The sequence below is a fragment of the Acinetobacter sp. Res13-Abat-PEC15-P4-01 genome, assembly GCF_015676285.1.
GTDB lineage: Bacteria > Pseudomonadota > Gammaproteobacteria > Pseudomonadales > Moraxellaceae > Acinetobacter > Acinetobacter nematophilus.
This window is the reverse complement of record NZ_JADAIN010000037.1, coordinates 1-25633: the sequence shown is the minus strand read 5'-3', so window position 1 is coordinate 25633 and position 25633 is coordinate 1. Positions and strand designations below refer to the sequence as shown.

Annotated in this window: 18 protein-coding genes and 1 tRNA gene; 15 read left to right on the top strand and 4 right to left on the bottom strand. The window is 38.3% G+C overall.

The genetic code is table 11. The annotated features are described in order from the left end of the window. Window positions 1-220: 220 nt before the first annotated feature. From IMO47_RS12915 to IMO47_RS12905, 3 genes are all read left to right on the top strand, one after another. The gene (locus tag IMO47_RS12915) at window positions 221-706 is read left to right on the top strand and encodes a DUF2867 domain-containing protein (protein ID WP_196074387.1); all 486 of its coding nucleotides are present in this window, start codon (window positions 221-223) and stop codon (window positions 704-706) included. A gap of 172 nt (window positions 707-878) precedes the next feature. Further along, the gene (locus tag IMO47_RS12910; protein ID WP_196074388.1) at window positions 879-1235 is read left to right on the top strand and encodes a DUF4124 domain-containing protein; all 357 of its coding nucleotides are present in this window, start codon (window positions 879-881) and stop codon (window positions 1233-1235) included. Between the two features lie 173 nt (window positions 1236-1408). Continuing rightward, window positions 1409-1648 (top strand): hypothetical protein, encoded by a 240-nt coding sequence (locus IMO47_RS12905; protein ID WP_196074389.1) that lies wholly within the window; start codon window positions 1409-1411, stop codon window positions 1646-1648. A gap of 67 nt (window positions 1649-1715) precedes the next feature. Here the strand turns inward: IMO47_RS12905 and argG are convergent, their stop codons facing one another. Then, the gene (gene argG, locus IMO47_RS12900) at window positions 1716-3059 is read right to left on the bottom strand and encodes an argininosuccinate synthase (protein ID WP_196074390.1); all 1344 of its coding nucleotides are present in this window, start codon (window positions 3057-3059) and stop codon (window positions 1716-1718) included. Window positions 3060-3301: 242 nt separating this feature from the next. Here argG and IMO47_RS12895 point away from each other — a divergent pair, with 242 nt between their 5' ends. After that, window positions 3302-3655: a hypothetical protein gene (locus IMO47_RS12895; protein WP_196074391.1), complete on the top strand. Its 354-nt coding sequence runs from the start codon at window positions 3302-3304 to the stop codon at window positions 3653-3655. A 66-nt stretch (window positions 3656-3721) separates the two neighbouring features. On the opposite strand, the gene IMO47_RS12890 is transcribed toward IMO47_RS12895, so the two are convergent. Further along, window positions 3722-4573 carry a LysR family transcriptional regulator gene (locus tag IMO47_RS12890; protein ID WP_196074392.1) on the bottom strand — a complete coding sequence of 284 codons (852 nt, stop codon included), beginning with the start codon at window positions 4571-4573 and terminating at the stop codon, window positions 3722-3724. 149 nt (window positions 4574-4722) lie between these two features. Here IMO47_RS12890 and IMO47_RS12885 point away from each other — a divergent pair, with 149 nt between their 5' ends. From IMO47_RS12885 to dld, 5 genes are all read left to right on the top strand, one after another. Next, entirely contained in the window at window positions 4723-5640 is a 918-nt protein-coding gene (locus IMO47_RS12885; protein WP_196074393.1) for a DMT family transporter, read from the top strand. An 836-nt stretch (window positions 5641-6476) separates the two neighbouring features. Beyond that, window positions 6477-8147: an L-lactate permease gene (gene lldP / locus IMO47_RS12880; protein ID WP_196076664.1), complete on the top strand. Its 1671-nt coding sequence runs from the start codon at window positions 6477-6479 to the stop codon at window positions 8145-8147. A 41-nt stretch (window positions 8148-8188) separates the two neighbouring features. Continuing rightward, window positions 8189-8932 (top strand): transcriptional regulator LldR, encoded by a 744-nt coding sequence (gene lldR / locus IMO47_RS12875; RefSeq protein WP_196076665.1) that lies wholly within the window; start codon window positions 8189-8191, stop codon window positions 8930-8932. 2 nt (window positions 8933-8934) lie between these two features. Then, complete coding sequence (lldD, locus tag IMO47_RS12870; RefSeq protein WP_196076666.1) at window positions 8935-10089, top strand: FMN-dependent L-lactate dehydrogenase LldD; 1155 nt, start codon at window positions 8935-8937, stop codon at window positions 10087-10089. Window positions 10090-10376: 287 nt separating this feature from the next. Further along, window positions 10377-12074, top strand: coding sequence for a D-lactate dehydrogenase (gene dld / locus IMO47_RS12865; RefSeq protein ID WP_196076667.1), 1698 nt, complete (start codon window positions 10377-10379; stop codon window positions 12072-12074). Window positions 12075-12183: 109 nt separating this feature from the next. Here dld and IMO47_RS12860 read toward each other — a convergent pair whose 3' ends face one another. Further along, complete coding sequence (locus IMO47_RS12860) at window positions 12184-13002, bottom strand: hypothetical protein (protein WP_196076668.1); 819 nt, start codon at window positions 13000-13002, stop codon at window positions 12184-12186. Window positions 13003-13261: 259 nt separating this feature from the next. Between IMO47_RS12860 and IMO47_RS12855 the strand changes: the two genes are divergently transcribed. Continuing rightward, window positions 13262-15295, top strand: a complete 2034-nt coding sequence (locus IMO47_RS12855; protein WP_196076669.1) for an NADPH-dependent 2,4-dienoyl-CoA reductase — start codon at window positions 13262-13264, stop codon at window positions 15293-15295. A 98-nt stretch (window positions 15296-15393) separates the two neighbouring features. After that, window positions 15394-15483, top strand: a tRNA-Ser gene (locus IMO47_RS12850). Window positions 15484-15758: 275 nt separating this feature from the next. On the opposite strand, the gene IMO47_RS12845 is transcribed toward IMO47_RS12850, so the two are convergent. After that, window positions 15759-17999, bottom strand: coding sequence for a TonB-dependent receptor (locus IMO47_RS12845; protein ID WP_196077298.1), 2241 nt, complete (start codon window positions 17997-17999; stop codon window positions 15759-15761). 941 nt (window positions 18000-18940) lie between these two features. On the opposite strand from IMO47_RS12845, the gene IMO47_RS12840 reads away from it, so the two are divergent. The 4 genes from IMO47_RS12840 to IMO47_RS12825 all read left to right on the top strand — a co-directional run. Beyond that, on the top strand, window positions 18941-19303 hold the full coding sequence (locus tag IMO47_RS12840; RefSeq protein WP_196075687.1) for a hypothetical protein: 363 nt from the start codon (window positions 18941-18943) through the stop codon (window positions 19301-19303). A 67-nt stretch (window positions 19304-19370) separates the two neighbouring features. Beyond that, the gene (locus tag IMO47_RS12835) at window positions 19371-20042 is read left to right on the top strand and encodes a hypothetical protein (RefSeq protein ID WP_196075688.1); all 672 of its coding nucleotides are present in this window, start codon (window positions 19371-19373) and stop codon (window positions 20040-20042) included. Window positions 20043-20414: 372 nt separating this feature from the next. Further along, complete coding sequence (locus tag IMO47_RS12830; protein WP_196076744.1) at window positions 20415-22160, top strand: ShlB/FhaC/HecB family hemolysin secretion/activation protein; 1746 nt, start codon at window positions 20415-20417, stop codon at window positions 22158-22160. Window positions 22161-22229: 69 nt separating this feature from the next. Next, on the top strand, window positions 22230-25633 hold a 3404-nt coding region (locus tag IMO47_RS12825; protein ID WP_196077892.1), incomplete at its 3' end, for a filamentous hemagglutinin N-terminal domain-containing protein.

The window sequence follows — 25633 nt, the reverse complement described above, 5'->3', positions numbered from 1 at the left end:
TTTGAATGATATGCGAGAGATAGGATACATATCACTTTGATAAGAATGAAATAATGTCTATTCGTCTTTCGACAGCTGTAGACCTACAAATAATTGATCCTTGGTCTATGACTTAACTCCGCTTTAGGCTGCTTGCGATTGTACTTAGTATGAATTGCTGTAGACTAGATTTAGATTTTATTCATACGTTAACTTATTATATTTAAAAAGGTTGAGTTCCATGAATACAGAAATAGATCCATACGTATTGGTTGCACCTGTTCATCAGCTTAATTTTATTCATCAAGATCAACAATGCATTGATAAAAATATCACAGCATCACAAGCTTATCGCTTGATGACCAGCACACCACCAAAATGGTTAAAGATTGCGTTTAAAATCCGAGACTTTTTAAGTCAACATTTAGGCGGTGTACAGCCGATTCAAGGTTTTAATCCTTTCGTTCAGGCGCCGCTTGAGCAGGGTGGTAAAGCAGATTTTTTCGAGGTGATTAAGGTATCAGATCAGGAGCTTTTTTTACAATCAACGGATAAGCACTTAAGTGTCTTGGTGGTATTGCAGATTCTTCCATACAATGAGCAAAAAAATCAGCTTAAAATCTCGACCAGTGTGGTGACCTATAATCTTTTTGGTAAAATTTATATGCTTCCTGTGGGTATGGTGCATGGTGCGATTGTTCGTAATCTGTTGAGAAATTTGAAATAGCATAAAATTTACAACACTCTAAATATGACAAAATGCTGTAAAAACTTGGCAAAAAAAGTCATATTTCCCCCTTTATTGTGATAAGAAAAACAGAAATTAAAAAAACTCCTGTGTAAATAGCAATTTAGATTATTTATTGATATTTTGTTAAAACTTGAAGGGAGTGTATGTTGTGAAAAAAATCGTGCTGGTCGTTTTAGCTTTAGGATTTTCTCATCACGTTTTGGCTAAAGAAGTACACAAGTGTGTGGTGAAGGGTTCAGTGACTTATCAGTCTCGACCATGTGCAGGTACAGTAATCCCCAATCAACAACAGCAGCTTCAGCAAAAATTGACTCAACGCACGGCTACTCAAAACCCACAACAACAAGTAAAGTCCCAACCAGAGACACACAGGTATTCTCAACAGCAGCATCTTCAACGCCATTCAAGTAATGGCACGAGCAATGAAATCCCCGATACAGTGGAAGGAAAGAAGAAGAGTCTAGCAATCGCGCAAGCTGCTTATCAGTCTGCTAAGGATCGCTGATTTACAATATGATCTCTGATGCACTGGCTTAAAAGAGAGGTTAAAGCAGCATTCTGAGTAAGCCCTTTGACAAAGTGAATGGTCATTTTTCAAATTTAGATTTTTGCTATATTGAGTAAGTTTGTTCTGTTATATTATTCTGTTTACTTAAATGTACTGAAAGATTTAAATGTATGTCACAGACTCGTTCGAAGAAATTTCCTAAAGTTTATCTGCTCGCTGCATTGGGACTATTATTTCCAGTTTTTTTAGTGGGAATGGCATTTTTAGCTGCAAAAAGTGATGCAGAAACTCAGCGAGAGTATGATCGCATTCGTCAAGAACATGCAGAAAGGATTGAATTGCAAAAACAACAGCAAAAATCGCAACAAAATAGCATTCAATCGACTCAGGATTCTACAACTGTATCTTAATCAGATCATATCAAAAAGCATTGACCAATAAAAACCGCCATGTGGCGGTTTTTATTTTTAAACTCAATTATTTGTTTTTATCTTTCAACTGAGGAACGGCAGAGCCGGTACCCACAGCCAATAAACCTGTTTTGGTATAAATACCGAGCTTAGCGCGTGTATCGGTAATATCAAGATTACGCATGGTCAATTGACCAATACGATCAGCAGGGCTAAACATTGAATCACCTTTTTCCATGGTCAAACGCTCAGCTTCATAAGTGAGGTTTTCAGATTCAGTGTTCATGATGGTGTAGTCATTACCACGGCGTAACTCTAGAGTAACTGTGCCTGTAATGGCTTTTGCTACCCAACGCTGCGCTGTTTCACGAAGCATTAATGCTTGAGAATCGAACCAACGGCCTTGGTACAGTAAACGACCTAAACGTAAGCCGTTAATACGATATTGTTCGATGGTGTCTTCATTGTGAATACCTGTAACAAGGCGTTCATAGGCAATATGAAGAAGTGCCATCCCCGGAGCTTCATAAATACCACGGGATTTCGCTTCAATGATACGGTTTTCGATTTGGTCAGACATACCTAAACCATGACGCCCACCAATACGGTTTGCTTCAAGAATAAGCTCTACTGGATCTTCAATACGTTTGCCATTTAATGCAACAGGGAAGCCTTCTTCGAAAGTTACAGAAACTTCTTCAGCTTCAATTTTGACATCATCTTTCCAGAACGCAACGCCCATAATTGGATCAACGATTTTGATACCGGCATTAAGATATTCAAGATCTTTAGCTTCGTGTGTCGCACCCAACATGTTTGAATCAGTTGAATATGCTTTTTCTTTCGACATTTTGTAATCAAAACCATTGTCGATCAAGAATTGTGACATTTCGGCACGACCACCCAACTCATCGATAAACTGTTGGTCTAACCAAGGCTTATAGATTTTAAGTGCAGGGTTGGTCAACAAACCATAACGGTAGAAACGTTCAATATCGTTCCCTTTGTAAGTTGAGCCATCACCCCAGATGTTTACGTCATCCTCTTTCATCGCCGTAACAAGCATTGTACCTGTTACTGCACGACCCAATGGTGTGGTATTGAAGTAAGGAACACCGCCCGTACTGATATGAAATGCACCACACTGAATCGCAGCAATACCTTCTAATGCAAGCTGTAAGCGGCAGTCCACTAAGCGTGCCTTAACAGCACCATAGTTTTCAGCTTTACGCGGAATTGCATCGTAGTCATCTTCATCAGGCTGCCCTAAGTTTGCTGTATAAGCATAAGGTTCTGCACCTTTTTGCTTCATCCACAATAAAGCTGCTGAAGTATCTAGACCACCAGAAAAAGCGATACCCACTTTTTTGCCTACTGGTACATTCTGCAAGATCGTTGCATTATCAGTCATTGCTCGTCCTAACTATTTCGAAAGAGGCACCACATACACGGGTGACCATTGAGAATTTTATAAACGCGGTATTGTAGCACTTTTTCGGTCAATGTTTTATGGGATTTAAATGTTAACATTGAAAAAAAATAACAATTTATAGCGTGTAAGTCATTTACTTAAATTACGGTGAGTACTGTTGGCTAAATTGTTGAGATCACTCAAATGAAGCAAGTGCAATTTTAAATAAATGGCTATAATGAATGACTAATTTAAAAAAACATACTCATATGCAGCTAAATAAAACACTTTACTATACACATAATACTTTTTTTGGCTTTTATGCGGTTTTGCTTCTTTTGTTCATTTTTTTCGCACTCACATCTGGATTTAGAACTGCTGGATTTTTAGATGTGCTCTTTGTATTGAGTATATTGGTTGCTTTGGCCTATATGCATTATAAAGCTGCGATCGAAGTAGAAAGGGGGAGCGAAATAGGTAAATTGATATCTACGATAGTGGGTTGCTTATTGTTAATTGGATTCCCTGTTGGTACCTGTATTGGGCTTTTGATTCTGTTGAATGTACGAAAAACCAAATGGCAATCTGGGAATTGATTTTTTGATCCAACACAAGTCAGACTGGGTTTTTGAAGCTAAAATCATGCTGACTGGTGTATTTTATTAAAGCTGATCATTCAATCCAATAAATTGCTTTTCAATCGGAGTAAATACATGTTCACTTCGTGCGATTAAATAAAATCCAATATCTCGATATTGTTCCGGTGTTTCCCGATAGTACTCAATATTAAATTTTTTGATCAGTGATTTTGCGATCATTGAGATCCCCATACCCAATTGAGTGAAATTGACCAATGCTTCATGATCATAAATATGGGTGAGTTCACCTTTGCTTAAATTGTAGTCTGTATAAATATGATCTAATGTGGTGGCATAACAGCATTCTTCTGAAGCCAACAGAATATTTTGATGGTTGAGACAATCTTCAAGGTTTTCATGGTTAATGACGCTTTTGCCGATAATCACCAATTGATCTTCAGCTTTCTGTATATACTGTATATTTTTCTGTTTTGGATGCCCAAGTACATAACCAATATCTAAATTGCCCGATATAATTTCATCTTCGATATAACCTGTTGCACCGGTTTTCATGGTGATTGAAAGCTCGGGATACGTTTCATAAAGTTGACTGAATGACGGGTAAAAACGCATACCTCCCAAGCTGGTATTGGTTCCAAAACGAAGATATTTTTCTTGTTGATAGATTTTATTTTCTGTCTCCTCCCAAGTGAAGATCATTTTTTTGTATTGTTGATAGAGATTCATTCCAGATTCAGTCAGTTCAACGCCTTTGGGTTTGCGAATGAATAACTGACGTTTGTAATGGTTTTCAATTTTTTTAATTTTTGCGGTCATATTTGACTGTAAATAGTTAAGTTTATTGGCGGCGGCAGAAATGCTTTTCATTTCAGCAACCGTAACAAATGATTTAATATCCCCAATGTCGATATTCATTGTAATTCCTTAAGCTATTGCAATTTTGATGGCACATCAAAATTTCAGATACATTAAAAAAAATGATGGATATATTAAAACATAGCATTATTCATGATGTCATTTGTTTTTTAAACTGTACTGACTTTCCATCTGCATGAGTACAGCAAATGAATCTTAGAGTAATGGCTGCAATCGTTTTGTTGTGTCTCGTTTGGGGATCATTATGGGGACTGGTCAAACACAGTTTGCAGGTTTTCCCTCCATTTCTATTTATTTCTACACGCTTGATTTTAGCCGCACTCACCTTGATGTTGGTTCAACGTTTATTGCGTAAATCCATTCTTCCTCAAAGAGGAGAATGGAAAAAGCTGATGGTTTCAAGCATGATGATTTGTATTGGTTTTTATGCAACTCAGACTTTCGCGATGCAATTTGTAGATTCTGGACTGTCAGCAGTTTTGGTCTTTACTATGCCGATTTTTATTGGTGTGCTGGCACATTATGTGCTCAAAGAACGTTTAAATACACAAAAAATGTTTGGATTGGTTTTGGGTACATTGGGCTTGATTGCAATTCTTTGGCCGCAATTACATGATTTGCATTTCAATCTCTCTTTGATTGGACAAGCCTTTTTAATCTTGTCTGGTTTTTTCTGGGCATTGACCACAGTTTATATCAAACAGAATTTTGCAACCTATGACAAAATGAAACTGACGATTTGGCAGTTATTGATGGGTGGATTTGTAATCTTCATTGGGGCAATGATTTTTGAACCGATTGATTTGCATGTATGGATGAATCCACTGAATGATTCTATGCTGTTTTACATTGCAGTGGTCGGAACAGGATTTGCTTTTGCTCTCTGGAACTGGATTGTGAGTCAGGTGGATACTTTTGTAGCTTCAATCTCAATTATGTGTATTCCGATTTTAAGCTTGTTTTTTGGGTATATGCTTTGGCATGAACCGATCACACTCAATATTTTGATAGGTGCAGCTTTTATTTGTTCGGGCATTATTTTGAGTTCTTTAAACATTCAAATGAAAAAGAAAGCCAATTCGAGATTGAGCTGTGAGCATCATTAAGGCGAATAAGATATTTTTTAACCTGAGTTCGACTTAATTCTATCTATAACTTATTGAAAAAAATAATCTTGACGAGCTTGCTAGATCTTTATCCATTTTTTGGATCAGCCTGCGGCTCGTCATACTCTTGTATCTGTTTCGGCATGAGCAAAGAAGTGCGCAAGTACAATCCACCTGCGTAGCGATATTGCTGTTCACCGTAAAACCTGCGCACAATCAGCAATATATAAAAATAAGTCAAAAAAATATTGGAAAAAGGAGTCCTGCCTCAGGCAGTTTTGGATGATGTTGATGAGCATTATATTTTATCAAGCATTTTTATCGAACTCAGTTGAGTTTACTGCAATATTGAAATCATGCTTGTCTACAAAATCAGTAAATTTTTACTGATTTTTATTGTTTATCGGATTGATAGGCTGCATCGAAATGTTTAATTTTTAAAATGATCAGACCAATCAGAAAAGCATGTGATAAATACCGCAATAAAAACACGTTTTAATTTTGGTTAAAATTTGATTTTTAAACGCCTTTATAGACTAAAGTCGTATAAAATAAAGCTGTTTTTGAAAAAAACATTTAAAAACAGTTATTTTTAAAATTTTAAAGTCTGAATTATTGATAAAAAATGCATTGATTGCCATATAAATATCCTTAAAATTGGTCATACCATTTTTTAAGTGATCGAGTAACTATTGATCTTTAAATCAGCAAAAATTACTATAAAGTCGAAATATACGTTATTTTTTTGTTTTTAATTTAATATTGGTCATACCAATTATTGAGAAATAAATGTGTGACTCTATCAAATTTCACGTTCAGGCAAGCATTTCAAGGAGATGACAATGCTTCAACATTGGCAACAGATTTATGATCCAATGGGTAATATCTGGGTATCCAGTGCCATTGCACTCATTCCAATTATATTTTTCTTTTTGGCCCTTGCCGTATTCCGCATGAAAGGAAGTGTTGCGGGGACAATTACGGTCATATTGGCATTATTGGTTTCCTTATTTGCTTATCAAATGCCGACTATGATGGCATTGGCATCTATGGTTTATGGCTTTTTCTATGGCTTGTGGCCAATTGCATGGATTATCATTGGTGCAGTATTTCTGTACAAAATTTCGGTCAAAACAGGGCAGTTCGATATTATCCGTTCTTCGATATTATCGATTACAGAAGATCAGCGTTTACAAATGCTGTTCGTCGGTTTTGCTTTTGGTACCTTCTTAGAAGGTGCAGCGGGTTTTGGCGCACCCGTTGCAATCACCGCAGCATTATTGGTCGGGCTTGGGTTTAAACCGCTTTATGCTGCTGGTCTGTGTTTGATTGTGAATACTGCACCTGTTGCATTTGGCGCAATGGGAATTCCAATTATTGTTGCAGGGCAAGTCTCAGGTGTTGAAACACATGAAATTAGCCAAATGGTTGGACGTCAGTTGCCATTTATGGTGCCAATTGTATTGTTCTGGATTATGGCCATCATGGACGGATGGCGTGGGGTAAAAGAAACTTGGCCTGCGGTGATTGTTGGTGGTGGTGCTTTTGCGATTGCTCAATATTTAACATCGAACTTTGTTGGGCCCGAGTTACCAGATATTACAGCATCTATTGCTTCTTTGGTTTCATTAACGATCTTACTGAAGTATTGGCAGCCTAAGCATATCTTCCGCTTTGCCAATGAAGATGCCAGCATGAATGAAAATCTTGCTGAACAAAAACAGCAAAAGTATACCCTTGCTCAAATTGCAAAAGCTTGGTCACCATTTGCTATTCTCACCGTCATGGTGACAATCTGGAGTGTTAAACCATTTAAGGATTTATTCGCTAAAGATGGTGCATTACATGATTTGGTAATTTCAATCAAAGTTCCTTTCTTGCATCAGATGGTGCAAAAAATGCCGCCAGTGGTGTCTGAAATCAAGGACTATGATGCGATCTATAAGTTTGATTGGTTTTCAGCGACGGGTACAGCCATTATTTTTGCTGCAATCATTACCATCATTTTCTTAAAAATGAAGCCAAAAGAAGCGGTAGTGACTTTTGGTGAAACAATTAATGAATTAAAGATCCCGATTTATTCAATTGGTATGGTGCTGGCATTTGCCTTTATTGCCAACTACTCAGGAATGTCTGCGACCTTGGCTCTGGCACTGGCGCACACAGGGCAGGCATTTACTTTCTTCTCACCTTTCTTGGGCTGGTTGGGTGTGTTCCTGACAGGTTCAGATACTTCAGCCAATGCATTATTTGGTGCTTTACAGGCAACTACTGCACAGCAAATCGGTGTGCCAGAAGTCTTACTGGTTGCTGCCAATACCAGTGGTGGTGTGACCGGAAAAATGATTTCTCCACAATCGATTGCGATTGCCTGCGCAGCAGTTGGGCTGGTGGGTAAAGAATCTGATCTGTTCCGTTTTACAGTGAAACACAGTATAACGTTTACTGTAATGATCGGTATTATTATTACCCTACAAGCTTATGTGTTCCCATGGATGATTCCATGAGACTCAGCAACAGTGAACCAATGCAATATTAAGGAAAGTAGATGAAAGTCTCCGACAAAGTGGTACAAAGCCTACGCATGTTAATCGCAGAAAAAAACATGCAGGTCGGAGAACGTTTGCCTGCTGAACGAAAGTTGTGTGAACAACTCGGTGTCTCTCGTTCCTCTTTACGAGAAGCGATTTCTCAACTGACCAGTACCGGCATGCTGGTCAGCAAAGTCGGTGCGGGAACTTATTTGCAGCAAACCCCTGTGAATTGGTCACACAACCAGATTGTGACGCCTTTAAGTAATTTAATCGATCAAGATCCGGCCTATCGTTTTGATGTGCAGGAAGCGCGAACCATTCTTGAAGGCGGTTCAGCTTGGTATGCGGCTCAACGTGCAACTGCTGAGGATCTGGCTTTGATTCGTGAATATTATGATCAGATTTCATACTTTCAAGCACTTGGGGATGATGAACAAGCTTCGCTGGCTGATGCTAAATTTCATTTGGCGATTGCAGAGGCATCGCATAATTTAGTCTTGATTCAGATGATGCGAGGCGTGTTTGATTTGTTGCAATTTAACGTGTTGCTGGGCAGACGTAAGGTCTATTCAGAGACACACCGCTTTGATCAATTGCATGATCAGCATTTTAGGGTGATGGATGCAATTGAACGTCATGATCCAGATGCTGCAAGAGATGCAGTATGTGGACATATAGAATTTGTAGTGCAGCAAGTACGGATGATTGATGAAGAAGAAGCTCGTCGTCAACGTGCAAGCCGATTAAACAGGATATGAACATGATTATTTCTTCTGCAAATGACTATCGTGAAGCAGCGAGACGTCGTTTACCTCCATTTTTATTTCATTACATTGATGGCGGTGCATATGCTGAATATACACTGAAGCGAAATGTAGAAGATTTATCAAAAATCGCGTTGAGACAGCGTGTTTTAAATGACATGTCTCAATTAAGCTTAGAAACAAAATTGTTTGATGAAACTTTATCCATGCCCGTTGCGTTATCTCCTGTAGGTTTAACGGGTATGTATGCACGCCGTGGTGAAGTACAGGCCGCAGTCGCTGCAGATAAAAAGGGCATTCCATTTACTTTATCTACAGTTTCGGTCTGTCCCATTGAAGAAGTTGCTCCGGCAATTGATCGTCCAATGTGGTTTCAGCTTTATGTCTTACGTGACCGTGGCTTTATGAAAAATGCCTTGGAACGAGCTAAAGCAGCAGGCTGTTCAACATTGGTATTTACTGTAGATATGCCTGTACCGGGTGCACGTTATCGTGATGCACATTCAGGGATGAGCGGTCCAAATGCAGCAATGCGCCGTTACATGCAGTCCTGCTTCCATCCACATTGGGCTTGGAATGTCGGCTTGATGGGGCGTCCTCATGATTTGGGCAATATTTCCAAATATTTGGGTAAACCCACTGGACTGGAAGACTATATCGGTTGGCTGGGCAATAATTTTGATCCGTCTATTTCGTGGAAAGATCTGGAATGGATCCGTGAATTCTGGGATGGTCCAATGGTGATCAAAGGAATCCTTGACCCAGAAGATGCCAAAGATGCAGTGCGTTTCGGTGCAGATGGCATTGTGGTTTCCAATCATGGGGGGCGTCAGCTTGATGGTGTGTTGTCATCAGCGCGCGCGCTTCCTCCAATTGCGGATGCTGTAAAAGGCGATATTAAAATTTTGGCTGATTCTGGTATTCGTAACGGTTTGGATGTTGTACGAATGCTTGCTCTTGGTGCAGATACCTGTATGTTGGGACGTGCATTTGTTTATGCACTGGGGGCTGCCGGCGGTGCAGGCGTATCAAACCTACTTGATTTAATCGATAAAGAAATGCGTGTTGCAATGACATTAACCGGTGCGAAAACCATTGCCGATATTACTGCTGATTGTCTAGTCAAGTTAGATAAAGCACTGGATGAATAATAGATTGTTGATACTCAACAGGTATTCGTCTGCGTATGCAATTTGATACGTCTAAATATCAACTGTCGAAGTAAGTGCCATGCGCTTGCAACAGTTGATATTTTATGAAAATGAAATGAAAAATATTGACCAATATTTATGGATGGCAAGAATTTGATCAATCTGCTTTTTGAGAGATGAAGCAGATAAAACGTTAATTCCTAAATCACCATTATATTGAAAAGATGCCGCCGAGATGAATGCTGAACTGATCTATTGAGTAGGCATTTATAGAAAGGATAGCGAAAATGCAATCGAATTTTGATTCACAGCAAACCATTCAGCAATTGACTCAAATAGTGGGTCAGCAACATGTATTCACCGAAGATCATGATACACGTCTTTATCGTCAAGGGCGTCGTTATGGCTCAGGTAAGGTGTTGGCTGTCGTTGTTCCTGGGACTTTATTCGAACAATGGCAAGTTTTACAAGCTGCTGTGAATGCCGATTGTATTGTCATTATGCAAGCTGCCAATACCGGCTTGACTGGGGGGTCTACACCATTTGGCGATGATTATGATCGTCCTGTGATTTTGATGAGTACCCGTCGCTTGACTGGAATTCAGGTGATTAATCACGGTCAGCAAGTCATTTGTTTGCCAGGCGCAACCTTGGATCGTCTGGAGAAAGAATTGGCCCAGTTTAATCGTGAACCGCATTCTGTGATTGGCTCATCCTGTATTGGTGCATCAGTTCTAGGTGGAATCTGCAATAACTCTGGTGGTGCACTGGTACGTCGTGGACCTGCCTATACGGAATTGGCACTTTATGCACGGGTCAATGAGGCTGGCGAGTTGGAATTGGTTAATCATTTAGGAGTTGATTTGGGTGAAACGCCTGAAGAAATTCTGACCAAGCTTCAAAGTAAAGGTTATCAAATTGATGACATTGTCAATAATTCTGGCTGTTGTGCCTCTGATCATCGTTATGCGCATGATGTAAAACAGATTGATGAAGATACCCCTGCACGTTTCAATGCTGATCCATCCCGGTTGTTTGAAGCGTCGGGTTCGGCAGGTAAAGTCTGCGTATTCGCAGTCCGTTTGGATACTTTTGAAAAAATTCCAAGTCAGGTTTTTTATGTGGGAACAAATTCACATGATGATCTCACTGAAATTCGTCGCTTTTTACTGAAGGATTTACCGAGACTGCCGATTGCCGGTGAATATATCCATCGTGTTGCCTATGATATTGGCGCTGAATACGGCAAAGACACTTTTATGTTCATTGAGAAATTGGGAACGGCAAATGTGCCTGCCGCATTTGCGATGAAAGATAAAGTCGATGGCTATCTGGAGAAAATTGGTTTACGCAACTTGTCCGATAAAGTTTTGCAGATGGTGACCAAACTGTTACCTAATCATTTACCTAAGCGAATGAATGCGTTTCGTGATTTATACGAACATCATTTAATGATCCGTATCGAAAATCAAGACGTTGAGCAAGTTGAAGCTTTTTTAAAGAGTTATTTTCAACAGCATTCTTCAGGTGATTTTTTTCGCTGTACTGAGGAAGAGGGGCGAAAGGCATTTTTACACCGCTTTGCCGTTGCAGGTGCAGCAATTCGCTATCGGGATACACATCGTTCAGAGGTGGAAGATATTGTCGCTTTAGACATTGCACTGCGTCGAAATGACCGTGAATGGGTCGAAACTTTACCTCAGGCAATGAATGATTTAATTATCCACAAGTTATATTACGGACATTTCCTCTGTCATGTGTTCCATCAAGATTATATTGTCAAAAAAGGTGTTGATCCCTTAGCGATGGAACACCAAATGTGGCATTTGTTGGATGATCGAGGAGCTGAATATCCCGCAGAACATAATGTTGGACATCTCTATGTGGCTAAACCAAGTTTAAAAAATCATTATCAAAAACTTGATCCGACCAATAGTTTTAATGTGGGAATCGGACAAACCAGTAAATTAAAATATTGGAAATAACAGCAAAGATGAGATTTTAAAAATAACTATCCAGAAATGATTTTGAGAAAACCATGATCAATTGCTCGTTATATTGATCATGGCTTTTTATCAAACATATCTCTGTTTTTTACTTTGCTTCACCTATTTTTGAAGAAATGAATCCCAGTACAAAAGCACTGATGATAAATATAAGTATGCTGTACAAAATTGAAGCGGTAGTGAACCAAACACCCAGTGTCAATAAAGCGACAATTCCTGTGCAAATCCAAATTGCCATCCCCGATGAATCGGCTGCTGTTGTTGACTGGCTGTGCGTAGGAGGTGCTGAGGGTTGCTCTTCATGATCTGATTCTGGCATTGTATTCAGAACATCCGCACCATAAAAGAAATAGGCATAATCATTGAAACGAGTAAGGTCGTGACGTTGTGTTTCCCGAAATGAAATATAGCCGGGATCATCGGTTTGTATATTTTCTATTTGGGTTAAGGGTTGGGTCAGGAAATTTGCATCATTTAAATCTAGAGCTAACCCACTGGTTCTTAATAAAATATGCTGAGGATAATACTGTAATATGAAAGATTTAAAATCTTCGAAATGATGGACATTTTCATCACCAAACAAGTCTCTAAATAAAGCTCTCCGTTGTTCTAGATTAATCAAGGCCTGTTGTTGGTCAGTGACCAAATAGGCATAGCTGCTTTCGGAAAAATCCTGTTGATACTCTTCCAGATCGCCTTGATTTCTTTCATCGTCATGATCTAATTCATCGATATATTTTGCCCAGTGCAGATGATCTTGTCTAAACAGCATCAGCCATAAAATAGGAATGAACGCATTGGCTTCCAGTTCAAAAGAAGCTGTTTGAAAAAAATCTGCCCATTGGTTTTCTTGACCAATCGGCATATGACTAAACGCGGTACTGGTTAAAAATACAGGATGACTCATTGTTAAAATGCCTTTTCTTATTTGCTTTTATTCCAAAGTAATATTGCAAAATAACGAAAATCCATGCTTAACAATGTTATAAAACTGTATTTTAAATTTTCGATGCAGTGAAATAAGCGAAAAATTGATCGGTACAAACGCATAGATAAAATTGACACTATCTACCACGAAATTCTCAAAATAAGCCATCCAAAAAATTTAAAAAAACGATAAAGTAGTATGCAACAAGTTGCAAAGCCAAATTAAAAAAGGATTCACCATGACCACTAGCTATGCACATATTTTAAAACCGCTTCATTTGGGATTTACCACGATTAAAAACCGTGTCGTGATGGGCTCAATGCACACTGGATTGGAAGATCGTTTCTATCATTATCCAAAACTTGCTGCATACTTTGGTGAGCGAGCTAAAGGTGGGGTGGGACTGATTATTACCGGGGGAATTTCTCCTAACCGTCAAGGCTGGTTGTTGCCTGCTGGCGGAACGATGAACACTTTGGGGGATATTGCGCCCCACCGTTTAGTTACTCATGCTGTACATAAGCATGGTGCAAAAATTCTTATGCAAATTTTGCATTCTGGTCGTTATGGCTATCAACCTTTTGTTGTTTCAGCGAGTCCAATCAAGTCTCCGATTTCAATGTTCAAACCACGCCAAATGAGTGACAGGTTGATCCTCGAAACGATTCAGGATTATGCTGAAACTGCAGGTCTTGCCAAAAAAGCAGGTTATGATGGTGTGGAAATTATGGGTTCAGAAGGCTACTTACTGAATCAGTTCTTGAGTCGCCATGTCAATCAGCGGACAGATCGCTGGGGTGGACCAATTGAAAACCGTATGCGTTTTGCGGTGGAAATTGTCAAAGCTATTCGTGCCAAAGTGGGTGAAAAATTTATTATTTGCTTTCGTTTGTCGATGCTGGATTTAGTCCATGATGGTAATACCATGGACGAAGTTATCACTGTTGCACAAGCCTTGGAAAAAGCAGGAATTACCTTATTAAATACAGGGATTGGCTGGCATGAGGCACGTATTCCGACCATTGTAACCTCAGTTCCTCGAGCTGCCTTTGTTGACTATACCGCTGAGGTAAAAAAACATGTTTCGGTTCCAGTTATTGCTTCAAACCGCATCAATATGCCGGATACTGCTGAAGAAATTTTAGCGGCGGGTAAAGCTGATATGGTACAGATGGCACGCCCGTTGTTGGCAGATGCCTTTTGGGTCAGTAAAACAGCGACCAACCGTGTAGATGAAATTAATACCTGTATTGCCTGTAACCAAGCATGTTTAGATCATAGCTTTCAAAATAAACGTGCAAGTTGCTTGGTGAATCCACGTGCTGCACATGAGACGGAGTTGGTTTATCTCAAAACCAAGAAACCGAAAAAAATTGCGGTTGTCGGTGGTGGGGTCGCCGGTATGTCAGCTGCGACTATTGCAGCGAGCCGTGGACATCAGGTCACTTTGTTTGAAGCCTCCAGCGAAGTCGGTGGTCAGTTTAATCTTGCTAAAGTTGTACCGGGTAAAGAAGAGTTTCATGAGACCATTCGTTATTTTAAAGTCCAGATTGAAAAGACGGGTGTTGACTTACGCTTAAATACCAAAGTTAATCGTGAGCAGTTGGAACGTGAAGGTTTTGATGATGTTGTGATTGCTACAGGTGTTGTTCCTCGTGGGCTGAAGATCGAGGGCAGTGATGCTCCACACGTTTTGTCCTATGCGGAAGTCTTACGCGGTGCACCGGTGGGACACCGGGTTGCGGTGATTGGAGCAGGAGGTATCGGTTTCGATGTCTCTGAATTTTTGTTAAAACCGGAACATCAGCCTCAACCACAACCATTGGCAGATTGGCAACGCGAATGGGGGATTGATCCAAATCCAAACTATATGACTGAGGGTGGCTTTGTTCCTGCCGAGGTTGAACCACCGATTCGTCAAATTTATTTGATGCAGCGTAAAACTACACCTTTGGGAGTCGGTCTGGGTAAAACCTCAGGTTGGGTACATCGTGCACAATTAAAAAAACACGCGGTAAAAATGTTGCGCGGTGTGCAATATAAAGCAGTAACCAATGAGGGCTTGTGGATTGAAAGCAATGGTCATGATCAATTGTTGCGTGTAGATACTATTGTGGTGTGTGCCGGACAAGAATCTGTCAAGGATCTAATGCCGAAAGAGGGCGAGTCGACTTTAGCCAATTATCATATTATTGGTGGCGCTAAATTGGCTGGTGAACTTGATGCAAAGCGTGCAATCCGTGAAGGTGCTGAAATAGCAGCCAAACTTTAATCAAAATCACTGATTTTGATGAAACAATATGCATTTGAATACTTTAAGCTTATTTTTTTCTTGTCATACTTGGAAAAGCTTAGTATTCTTGCGCACATGGAAGCGTGGCAGAGCGGTTTAATGCACCGGTCTTGAAAACCGACGAGGGTGTGAGTCCTCCGTGAGTTCGAATCTCACCGCTTCCGCCAAATATCTAAAAAGCTCTTGTGATTACAGGAGCTTTTTTTTGTCTGAATCTTTTATGATGCTTTGATTAAGTTTATTTTCTATATTTAAAAGTCTTTATACAGTTTCTATTTGAGATTAATATTTTTATAGGTTCTGATAGATTTTTCAATGTCCTTGATTCAATTTAGTGTCGATAAAATTTGAAAAATAGAGGCTATTCCAATTCAGTTCTTAAGCAGAATTTAGAACAGCCTCTTTTTAATGCACTGAAACTTATTCAAATGTCATAGTTTTATTACCATTTATGGCTATATGATGCTTTTAGCGTAAGCCCATTTGCCAATAAATGGCTGGTATTATCACTACTACGCATTAACTGACTATATAGAGGATAATACTTACGGTTAAATATATTCTCTAAACCGATCGTTACAGTATCTTTTTGATTGAGTGCAAAACTCGAGATTAAGTCAGCGGTAGTATAGGATTTAACGTCATAACGACCAAAACTATTTGCGTTATTTAAGCGGTAATCTTTTGAGCCGAAGTAAGTCGCTTGCAAGCGGTTTGTCCAAGTTTCAGTTGGATTATAAGAAATATAGGCCAATAGTTTTAATGGCGGAATACGGAATCCTGTCATATCCTGTTCATTTTGAGTGCCTTGGGGCTGTTCACGACCTTTCATGACGCTGATGCTGCCACCCGTTCCCCAAACATTTGCATCATCGATATAATCTAAAGTCGCCTCAATACCTGTCACTTTCTCTTTTGTTCTAGCAAGCACTAAACCATTGTTGAACGATTGCACGCCTCCAAGATCCGACGTTGAATGAAATACTGCCAAACTTGATGAAAAATTATTAAAGTTTCCTTTCCATCCAAGTTCATAGTTATCTACTTTTACGGGTTCTAAAAATGATGAACCAAGGTTAAATCCATTACCTGCATTACGGATAATCACACCGACATCAGGTAACTGAAATCCTTGATTGAAAGAAGCATATATTGAATGTTGATCTGTCGGTGAAAAGTTTAGATTGGCATTGTATAACCAAGCATCAGCTTTTACTTTACCGCCTGGAACCGTATAAGGTTGAGTCTTACCTAATTGTGATAATGGCACAAAACTATCAATTTGCGCATAGCTATCTTCATAGCGTGTCCCTGCTTCTGCTGACCAATAATCGTTAAAGCGGTGTTTCAGTTGTAAAAAACCGCCTATGCTTTGGGTGGTTAACTCTGGCAAATAAATGAGTTTTCCAATTTTTACAAAGGTTAAGCCACCAGATTGATCATAAATTTGAGGATCAAAAATATCTAAAGGCATTTCACTTTTTTCTCGGCTGAAGTCTCCGCCCCAAACAAGTGATGTATCACCTAAAAAATCAAGTGGGGTGGTAACGGTGAGACGGTTCCCTAGCACATTATTTTCTTGATAAATCTGATCGACCTGCTTGCCACGATTTGCATTTGAACGGGCATCGAATGGTGAAAAACGTGTAAAGAAGTCACGATAATAAATTTGTGCATCAACTTTTTGACCAAACAGGTCTTTATGGTTATAAGTTAAATTATAGATTTGGTTCTCATTTTTATTTTGATTTTTTAGTTTTAGCCCGGTAATTGCTTTGGCGGGCACAGTGCCAGCTGGAAATTTTTTGGTGCTTGGATCAGATGCATAATCCGAATCTTGTTCAGCGTTGTAATAATTTGCTGCAAGTTGTATATATTGATTATCATCAATGTGATAACCAATTTTTCCTCCTATGCTATAGGTATTGGCATCAAATAAATCTCCTTGAGCAGGTTCAGGGGCAACACGATTGCCACTTGCATCGTAGGGACTACCAATACGCTGATAACCAAAGTCGAATGCATAATCAAATTGATTAAAACTACCTGTGAAATATTGGTGAATATCGCCACCTAAAGCATCAGAACGCAAATTTGTTAAAGATGTTTGTAGTCCAATAACTGTTTTTGCGGTAGGTTCACCGCCCGCGGCTTTGGTTGTGATCGAGATAATACCACCGGCAGCACCACTACCATAAATTGCATTACTGCCTCGAATGACTTCAATGTTGGCAATACTTTCAGGGTCTATTGCCGATAGTCCTCTTGCCGTATCCCGTGTAAGGTTCATGGGAACACCATCTACCAAGATGAGGGCATTACGACCACGTAAAGTTTGACCATAATCTGTCATGGTGCGACTTGAGTCTGATAAACCAGGTACTGCCTTAGATAAAACAGTTGCAATATTTCCAGATGAACCATTTCTTAAGCTTTCAATTTGTTTTTCATCGAGTTTGGTGACCTGCTTGGCAGATGTGGAGAGTTCATCTGCACGTGAAGCATTTATCGTAATTGTAGGGAGTACGCCAGGTTTCTTTTCAGTTTCTATGGATTCGGAAGTTGAAGCTGCAAATACTGAGTTTGAAAGAAAGATGACCCCACTGAATGAAAGAAGAGGAATGATACTTCTGATTTCAGACTTTCTTTTAAAAAGTGTATGATTTTTTGTCTTATTTCCCATTTTTCTCGCCTAGAGATTGCTTATAAATTTGAGGAATTATAAGTGAGAATCATTGTTGTTAACAATATTATTATTCAAAAGAAACTGATTAAAGTCAGGTTATTTAATCTATAAGGTTGCAACCTTTTTTATGATTCTTAAGACTGTAATGTCCACAAATTTTTGGTCGAGGGGGAAGCCTATCCTAAATCAAGATAGTAAAAATCCTTTAAATTGACGATTTATGCTCTGGGTATTTCAAAAACTCGCAACTGTCTTTGTTTAATCATTAAAAACATGAAAGAGATGTTTTACCTTATCTTTGATAACGCTTAAGTTGAGAATCAAAAAAGCTTATAATTTGAGGTAAAATTCATACATATACTTTTTAAATCTTATATTTTTGTCTATAAATATTCATGGAAATAAGAATTCTTTTTAAATTACTAGCCCTTGGTAATATTTTAGTAGAAATCGAATCGAATAATTTATCTCTTATTGCCCTTTTTGTATTTGGTGTAATTAATATTTATAGTAAAACTATTTCATAAATAAAAAAAGCCCATGTTTTTTGCTTATGTTTCCTCCTGATAATATATATAATTGAGAAATTAATAAAAAAAGAATAGGGGTTGAGTATGTATTTGGTATATTGAAAATTTTAAAAATGCTTGCATAGTATTATCGAAATCAAGGAAAACGACTTGGCTTGAGTTTTAATTTGATTGGTGAAATTTATAATTTTGAGCTGGATGAAAAACGATTTATAAATAAGTCTACGGTATGAATTAATCATTATTACGCAAGTAATTTTTCATTACATTAAATCATTAATACATTTGATTTTTTTGCAACTTAATATTGTTTGGATTTATAGAGAAATATGCTATACATAATTAAATATTGTATTTACAGTATTTGTTCTTCTTAAGAAATCATAAATTTATTACATGGATTTTAAAATGAAAAAATCAATTACAAGTATATTTTCACTTTGTTTAATCAGTGGCTTATTAGTCGCCTGTGGAGGAGGTGGAAGTGGAGATAATGTCAGTTCTTCGGGTAATTCTGGTAATTCAGGGGCAGGAACACAAGCAATCACTGAGAGTTGTTCAACATCAGATAGCGGTAAAACTTATTTAATTACAACAAATGGATGTTTAGTAAAAACTTCATCTGATACAAAAACAGCTGTTTGTACATCTACAACGAGTTTTAAATCTCTAACTGGTACAGGCTTTACTAAACAGTATGTTATTGATAAAGGCAATATTTTTTCTGGTTCTAATATTTCAATTAATAACGTAAGCTATAAGTGCGTTTAATAATATGTATCTAAAAGAAATTCTCATCGGCTTGTGCTGTTTTGGTACAGGCTATGGAATCGCTTTGATGAATACTGATGACGGATTCAATAATCCGTCTCATTCATACAACGAAATTGATTCCAAAATACTAAGTGAAAATATAAATAAACCGATTCCAAAAAGCCATGATGATCAATTTAATGCGTTGATTTCACAATCAAATGGACATGTTTTATCTCAAGCAACAATCGAAAAAATTAAAATGATACTCAATCAAATGCCAGAGCAAGAAGTTGAAAATTATCTGATTAAGGCATTTCCTTTGAATGACTTTAGTTCTATTCAAAATAAAAAAAAGTTTTCAGGAAGACTATTAGAAGAACTATCAAGTGAAGCTATTGCTTCTAAAGAGGATATGCAAGGTAAACTTGTTTTATCTAGAAATCTAAGTAACAACTTACAGTCTGAGAACATGTCACAAATTTATAAGAATCAACAAATCGTTGCTCATTACGATACCTTGGGGAAATTATCGAAAAGTGATCAAGTCTTTGTGAAATGGGTGAATAAAGATAATGGTGAGGTATTACTGTTTACGCCTCAGCCTGTAAATCCTCAAAGTGATCAGAACTGGGTAAGTTATGCTCCACCAGATGGTTGGAAGCCTGGTGAATATGCAATTCAGTATTTTCAAGTTGATGATAAGTTAACCCCTATTGCTCAAGCTGATTATACGATTGGACAAGTGTTGGATTAGTTTACACCATCATTGTTTTTATAATTTTAGTGAGAATGGAGTTCAAAGAATTAACTTTAAAAAAACTGTAGCTCTTAAATGTAAGATGGTCGTTAAACTAAAAAATAGGGCTAATTTTAATTCCTCTTTTTTTAATTTTCAAAATCAAGAGTGCGATATTTGTTTAAGCTATTACTTTTTTTGAGAGAAGTATCAATGTTTACAAGCTTGTATTTTTTTAAGGTATTGGTATTTTTATGACTATAAAGTATTGATTATTGTATAATTCAAAACATTGTTTAGAATTTTTAAAGACTATACTGCTTGTCCTATTTACAAAGTGTAAACATTTAAACATAATAAAACGTGAATCACATCATAATTATTATTGACATGCAGAACTTTACTTTTAATAAGATTTCTTTCACTGTTTTTCTAACGCTTTTGGGTACAGTAACAAATGCAGCAGATCCACAAATACGTCCAGAGTCGACAGCAGATGTTGTACAACGTCAACAACAACGTGACGAAGCATTACAAAAACAATTACAGCCCGAAGTTGTAGTACAAACGGGTTTAGAACAGCAATTAAAAACAAAACCACAACTTCAATTTCTAAAATCACACAGTGAAGATGTGTGTTTTGACATCAAAAAGTTTGTATTGATTGGTGATGATGCTCGTAAATTTACTTTTGCGATGCGTCCTGTGACCCAAGGTCAACATAATTTAATTGGACGCTGTATTGGAGTACAGGGATTAAACCAAGCCTTAGATCTAATCCAAAACAGCATCATTAGTCATGGCTATGTCACTACACGCATGCTTTTGCCTCAACAGAACATCGCTTCTGGTGAAATTAAACTCCAAGTCATCGCAGGCAAGATTGACCAAGTACAATTTACTCAAGGGACGTCTAAACGCGCGCACAAATTTAATGCTTTGCCTGTTCGAACTGGGGATATTTTAAATATTCGAAATATTGAGCAAGGTTTAGAAAACTTTAAACGCGTACCGACTGTTGAAGCGGATTTTAAGATTAAACCTTCAGAGCAACGTAATGAACCTGGGTACAGTGATCTTGAACTCGCTTGGCAACAATCCAAGCCTTACCGCATTCATTTGGGGGTTGATGATGCAGGTTCAGATTCAACAGGAAAATATCAAGGCACAGCAACTTTGTCTTTAGACCACCTGTTTACAGCAAATGACTTATTTTATGGCAGTTATAACCATGATCTTGGTGGTGGTGATTCGGGTAAACGTGGCACAGATGGTTATTATTTAAGTTACAGCATTCCGTTTCGATACTGGATGCTCAGTACCAGCTATAGCCAATCTGATTATAATCAGACGGTTGCAGGCGCCAGTGAAAGTTATAGCTATAGCGGGAAAAGTAAGCTGATTGGCGCAGATTTATCGCGAGTCCTTTATCGTGATGCAAGACGCAAAACTACGGCCAGTGTCGGTGGATGGTATAGGGAATCGCAAAACTTCATCAATGATGTGGAAATAGAAGTTCAGCGCAGAAAAACGGCTGGCTGGAAAGCCAGTCTGGACCATACCGAATATTTAGCCCATGCGACCTTAAATGGAAATTTAACCTATAAGCGTGGTACAGGTGCATTTAATGCAATGCGTGCGCCAGAAGAGGAGTTTGGTGAAGCTTATACCCATGTTGGGATTTTACAAGCCAATGCCAGTCTTCAAGTTCCATTTAAAGTGGGCAATCAATCACTACAATATCTTGCCGAATGGCGAACCCAACATAGTCAAAAACCATTGACACCTCAAGACCGTTTTTCGATAGGGAACCGTTATACCGTAAGAGGTTTTGATGGTGAGCAGACTTTATTGGCAGACAATGGCTTTTTGGTCCGCAATGAAATCAGTGGCTCGATATTTAGGCTACCCATGCAATGGTACACCGGCATTGATTATGGTGAGGTCGGTGGAAAAACAGCGTATGAACCTAATCCATTGTTGGGAACCAGCTTAATGGGTGCTGCCTTTGGATTGCGTGGTCAAATTTTAAAATCCGTCAGTTATGACGTTTTTGTTGGCACACCATTAAAAAAACCAGACCACTATAGAACAGACAATGTGACAACAGGTTTTAGCCTGAACTGGATGTATTGATCCAACACACCAAAACCCATATCCATCAATTGATATTAAAAAAACATTAAAATATTTAGGTAAGACATTATGAATAAGAATCGTTATCGCGTTATTTATAGCCAAGCACGCGGCATGTTTATTGCAGTTGCTGAGATTGTAAAAAGCCGAACTAAAGCAGCAGGGCAAACACATGCTGAGAGTGAGGTTGAAATACAGGATTTTGCAACATCCTCGATCACCTATAAAAAGCTAAATCCAGTCAATTTTGCAGTGGTGAGTTTATTAGGCGCAGCAATATATACCTTGCCGATGGCGACGATCGCTGAAAGCCATATTGTTGCAGATAAATCCGCCCCCAATTCACAACAAGCGACCATACTCAATACCAGTAATGGCTTAACACAAGTCAATATTCAAACCCCAAGTGCAGGCGGTGTATCACGCAATACTTATACCCAATTTGATGTTGGGCAAGAAGGTGCGATTCTGAATAATGCACGAAACAATACCCAAACCCAATTGGGTGGTTGGGTGCAAGGTAACCCTTGGTTGGCCAAAGGCGAAGCCAAAGTTATTTTGAATGAAGTGAACAGTAGTAATCCAAGTCAACTCAAAGGCTATTTGGAAGTTGCAGGTAAACAAGCTCAAGTGGTGATTGCCAATCCGTCAGGTTTGGTCTGTGATGGCTGTGGTGTGATTAATGCAGACCGTTTTACTTTAACGACGGGTCAAGCAGTGATGCATCAAGGTTATCTTGATTCGTTTCGAGTGCGTGAAGGTCAAGTCACCATTGAAGGTAAAGGTTTAAATGGAAGTTTAACGCCTTATACGGATATCTATACACGTGCTTTAAATGTCAATGCAGGCTTATATGCCAATGAGCTCAAAACAGTATTGGGTCAAAACGACATCAGTATTCAAGACCCAGCTGTACCACAAATTGCCAAAGCAGCAAACGGAACGAATACAACATCTCAGCCAAATTTTGCCCTTGATGTGGGGCAATTGGGTGGCATGTATGCTGGAAAAATCTATTTGGTGGGAAATGAAAATGGTTTAGGTGTGCGTAATGCAGGCTCAATCAATGCAACGACAGGACAACTAAGTTTAAATGCCAATGGTGATCTGACCAATACGGGCAATATGATTGCCAATAAAGATCAAATTATTGTTCAAGCACAAGATGTTAAGAATAGTGGCAATATCAGTAGTGCAACTTCACAAGTCAGACTAAAAAGTAAAAATCTAAATAATCTTGGTTTAATCAGTAGTGCTGATGAATTATCTATAGATCAGCAGGAAGTTTTAACGAATACTGGAACATTAAATGCTGCACGTATTGTACTTGATGCTAAAAACTTAAAAAATAGTGGTTCAATTGAACAAACAGGAACACAATCACTTGAGCTCGTTAGTGCGTCAATCAGTAATACTGCGGGTAGAATTGGTCTTGTAAAGAAATCAGAAACACCAGGGGGGGCTGGAAATAATAACAATGGAAATACTGAAGACACTGGTTCAACTCAAATCAAACCAAATAACTCTGCAAAAGATGGTGGCAGTGTTGAAAGTGCAAATGACGGGTCAATTGCTAAAATTCCGAAAAACTATGACACAGGTTATATTCACGTTACAGAGCAGTTAAATAATGACAATGGTGGGATTGTTGCATATGGTGTAGCAGATCTTACTACCAATAATATTTTAGAAAATCGAGATGGAAAGATTAATCTTGGACACATTAAAGTTCAGGGTGAAAATTTTAATAATGATCAAGGTCAATTAACCGTGCAACAGGCGGATATATTTGCTAGCACTTTTAATAACCAATCGGGACAAATCACAGTCAATCAGAACCTGAATATTCAGTCTAAAATTGCCAATAATGATAAAGGGATTATTCAAACAGTTGAGCGACTTGATCTGCAAACAGCCGCTCAGCTCAGTAATCGTGAAGGAAAAATCGCAAGTGGGCAACGGTTAAATATTCAAGCAGGGGAAGTCCATAATCAATCAGGTTTGTTGTATTCTGAACGAGCAAACATTGTTTTAGATGTTGAGAAAAAACTAGATAACACTTCAGGTATTATTCAAGCTAGAGATCAATTGAATTTAAATAGTCAAAAGCTAAATAATAGCCTTGGTCAAATTCTAGCTGAAGACATTGAGCAAAAGCATAGCTCAGTCGAAAACACAGAAGGATCTATAGTTGCTAAACAAAATTTAAAAAGTGTTGTAGAGCAATTTGATAATTATAAAGGTGAGATTCAAGCCCAAAACATTCAATTCACACATACTCAATTAAATAATAGTGGAAATATTTATGCCGATCAAAATTTGAAAATTACAGGTCAGCTTTTACAAAATGCAGGAACTTTAAGCGCTGGACAAAATATTAAAATTAACAGTAAAAGCGTGCAACATGAAAATTCTGGTTTGATCGTAGCAGGTTTAGATCGGCAAGGTAAACTTGGAACATTGGGTGATCTAAATATCATCGCTGATCAGGTCGCATTGCATGGAAAGAGCTTCACAGGTCAAACGCTTAACGTACAAAGCCAAAATGAGCTTGATGCGAGTCAAGGACAACTTCAGTCTAAAAATATTGAGCTAAATAGTCAGATGGGGAATATCTCAACTCATTCAGCTCAGGTGATTGCAGAACAATTATCACTGAATAGTCATGATATTATTAATAATCAGCAAGGTACTTTAAGTGCAAAAGATATTAAATTAAATGCCAATAGTCTAGATAATAGCGAAGGCCATATATTGCATACTGGCACTGATCAGTTGGATTTGAATTTTAGTCATATTTTAAATAACCAGTCTGGAGAGATTCGTAGTAATGCAGCACAGATCAATCTCAATACAACAGTATTAAATAATACGGCAGGTCAACTCATTCATGCTGGGTTAGGTCAGGTTAATATTGATGTTGATCAATTGCAGGGTAATCAAGGAAAAATACTCAGTAATGGACAATTACAATTAAATGCAAGAGCACTTGATTTAAGTCAGGGGGTCACTTCAGCTGAACAAATTATACTGAAGGCTAATCAATTTAATCATCAGCAAGGACAACTTATACAGCGTGGGAAACTAAATCCTTTGAGTTTGGTAATTCAGCAAGAACTGAATAATCAGATGGGCTTTATTCAGAGTTACACAGGATTAAATGTTGATGCAGGCATATTAAAGAACCAAGGAGGAACCTTGAGTTCAGCTCAAGGTGAAGATTTATATCTCAAGGTTTTGGGGCAACTTGACAATAGTCATTCTGGTAAAATTTATGCAGGAAATAATGCAAGCATACAAGCCAGCGTTGTTGATAATTATGCTCAGGGGCAAATTAATGTTCAAAACAAACTTGAGTTACATAGTCTACAACGGATCAATAATCAAGCAGGCCAGATCGTTGCCAATGATGCGGTGACGATTCAAAGTCAGGGATTGAACAATGATCAAGGACAAATCGCCAGTATCAAAGC

What these genes read in the sequence shown, in the direction of transcription:
- argG (WP_196074390.1), bottom strand. Translation starts at nt 3,059, where the DNA reads ATGACTGATAATGCAACGATCTTGCAGAATGTACCAGTAGGCAAAAAA.
- lldR (WP_196076665.1), top strand. Translation starts at nt 8,189, where the DNA reads ATGAAAGTCTCCGACAAAGTGGTACAAAGCCTACGCATGTTAATCGCA.
- dld (WP_196076667.1), top strand. Translation starts at nt 10,377, where the DNA reads ATGCAATCGAATTTTGATTCACAGCAAACCATTCAGCAATTGACTCAA.
- IMO47_RS12845 (WP_196077298.1), bottom strand. Translation starts at nt 17,999, where the DNA reads ATGGGAAATAAGACAAAAAATCATACACTTTTTAAAAGAAAGTCTGAA.
- IMO47_RS12890 (WP_196074392.1), bottom strand. Translation starts at nt 4,573, where the DNA reads ATGAATATCGACATTGGGGATATTAAATCATTTGTTACGGTTGCTGAA.
- lldP (WP_196076664.1), top strand. Translation starts at nt 6,477, where the DNA reads ATGACAATGCTTCAACATTGGCAACAGATTTATGATCCAATGGGTAAT.
- IMO47_RS12915 (WP_196074387.1), top strand. Translation starts at nt 221, where the DNA reads ATGAATACAGAAATAGATCCATACGTATTGGTTGCACCTGTTCATCAG.
- IMO47_RS12840 (WP_196075687.1), top strand. Translation starts at nt 18,941, where the DNA reads ATGAAAAAATCAATTACAAGTATATTTTCACTTTGTTTAATCAGTGGC.
- IMO47_RS12895 (WP_196074391.1), top strand. Translation starts at nt 3,302, where the DNA reads ATGACTAATTTAAAAAAACATACTCATATGCAGCTAAATAAAACACTT.
- IMO47_RS12835 (WP_196075688.1), top strand. Translation starts at nt 19,371, where the DNA reads ATGAATACTGATGACGGATTCAATAATCCGTCTCATTCATACAACGAA.
- IMO47_RS12860 (WP_196076668.1), bottom strand. Translation starts at nt 13,002, where the DNA reads ATGAGTCATCCTGTATTTTTAACCAGTACCGCGTTTAGTCATATGCCG.
- IMO47_RS12855 (WP_196076669.1), top strand. Translation starts at nt 13,262, where the DNA reads ATGACCACTAGCTATGCACATATTTTAAAACCGCTTCATTTGGGATTT.
- lldD (WP_196076666.1), top strand. Translation starts at nt 8,935, where the DNA reads ATGATTATTTCTTCTGCAAATGACTATCGTGAAGCAGCGAGACGTCGT.
- IMO47_RS12885 (WP_196074393.1), top strand. Translation starts at nt 4,723, where the DNA reads ATGAATCTTAGAGTAATGGCTGCAATCGTTTTGTTGTGTCTCGTTTGG.
- IMO47_RS12830 (WP_196076744.1), top strand. Translation starts at nt 20,415, where the DNA reads ATGCAGAACTTTACTTTTAATAAGATTTCTTTCACTGTTTTTCTAACG.
- IMO47_RS12905 (WP_196074389.1), top strand. Translation starts at nt 1,409, where the DNA reads ATGTCACAGACTCGTTCGAAGAAATTTCCTAAAGTTTATCTGCTCGCT.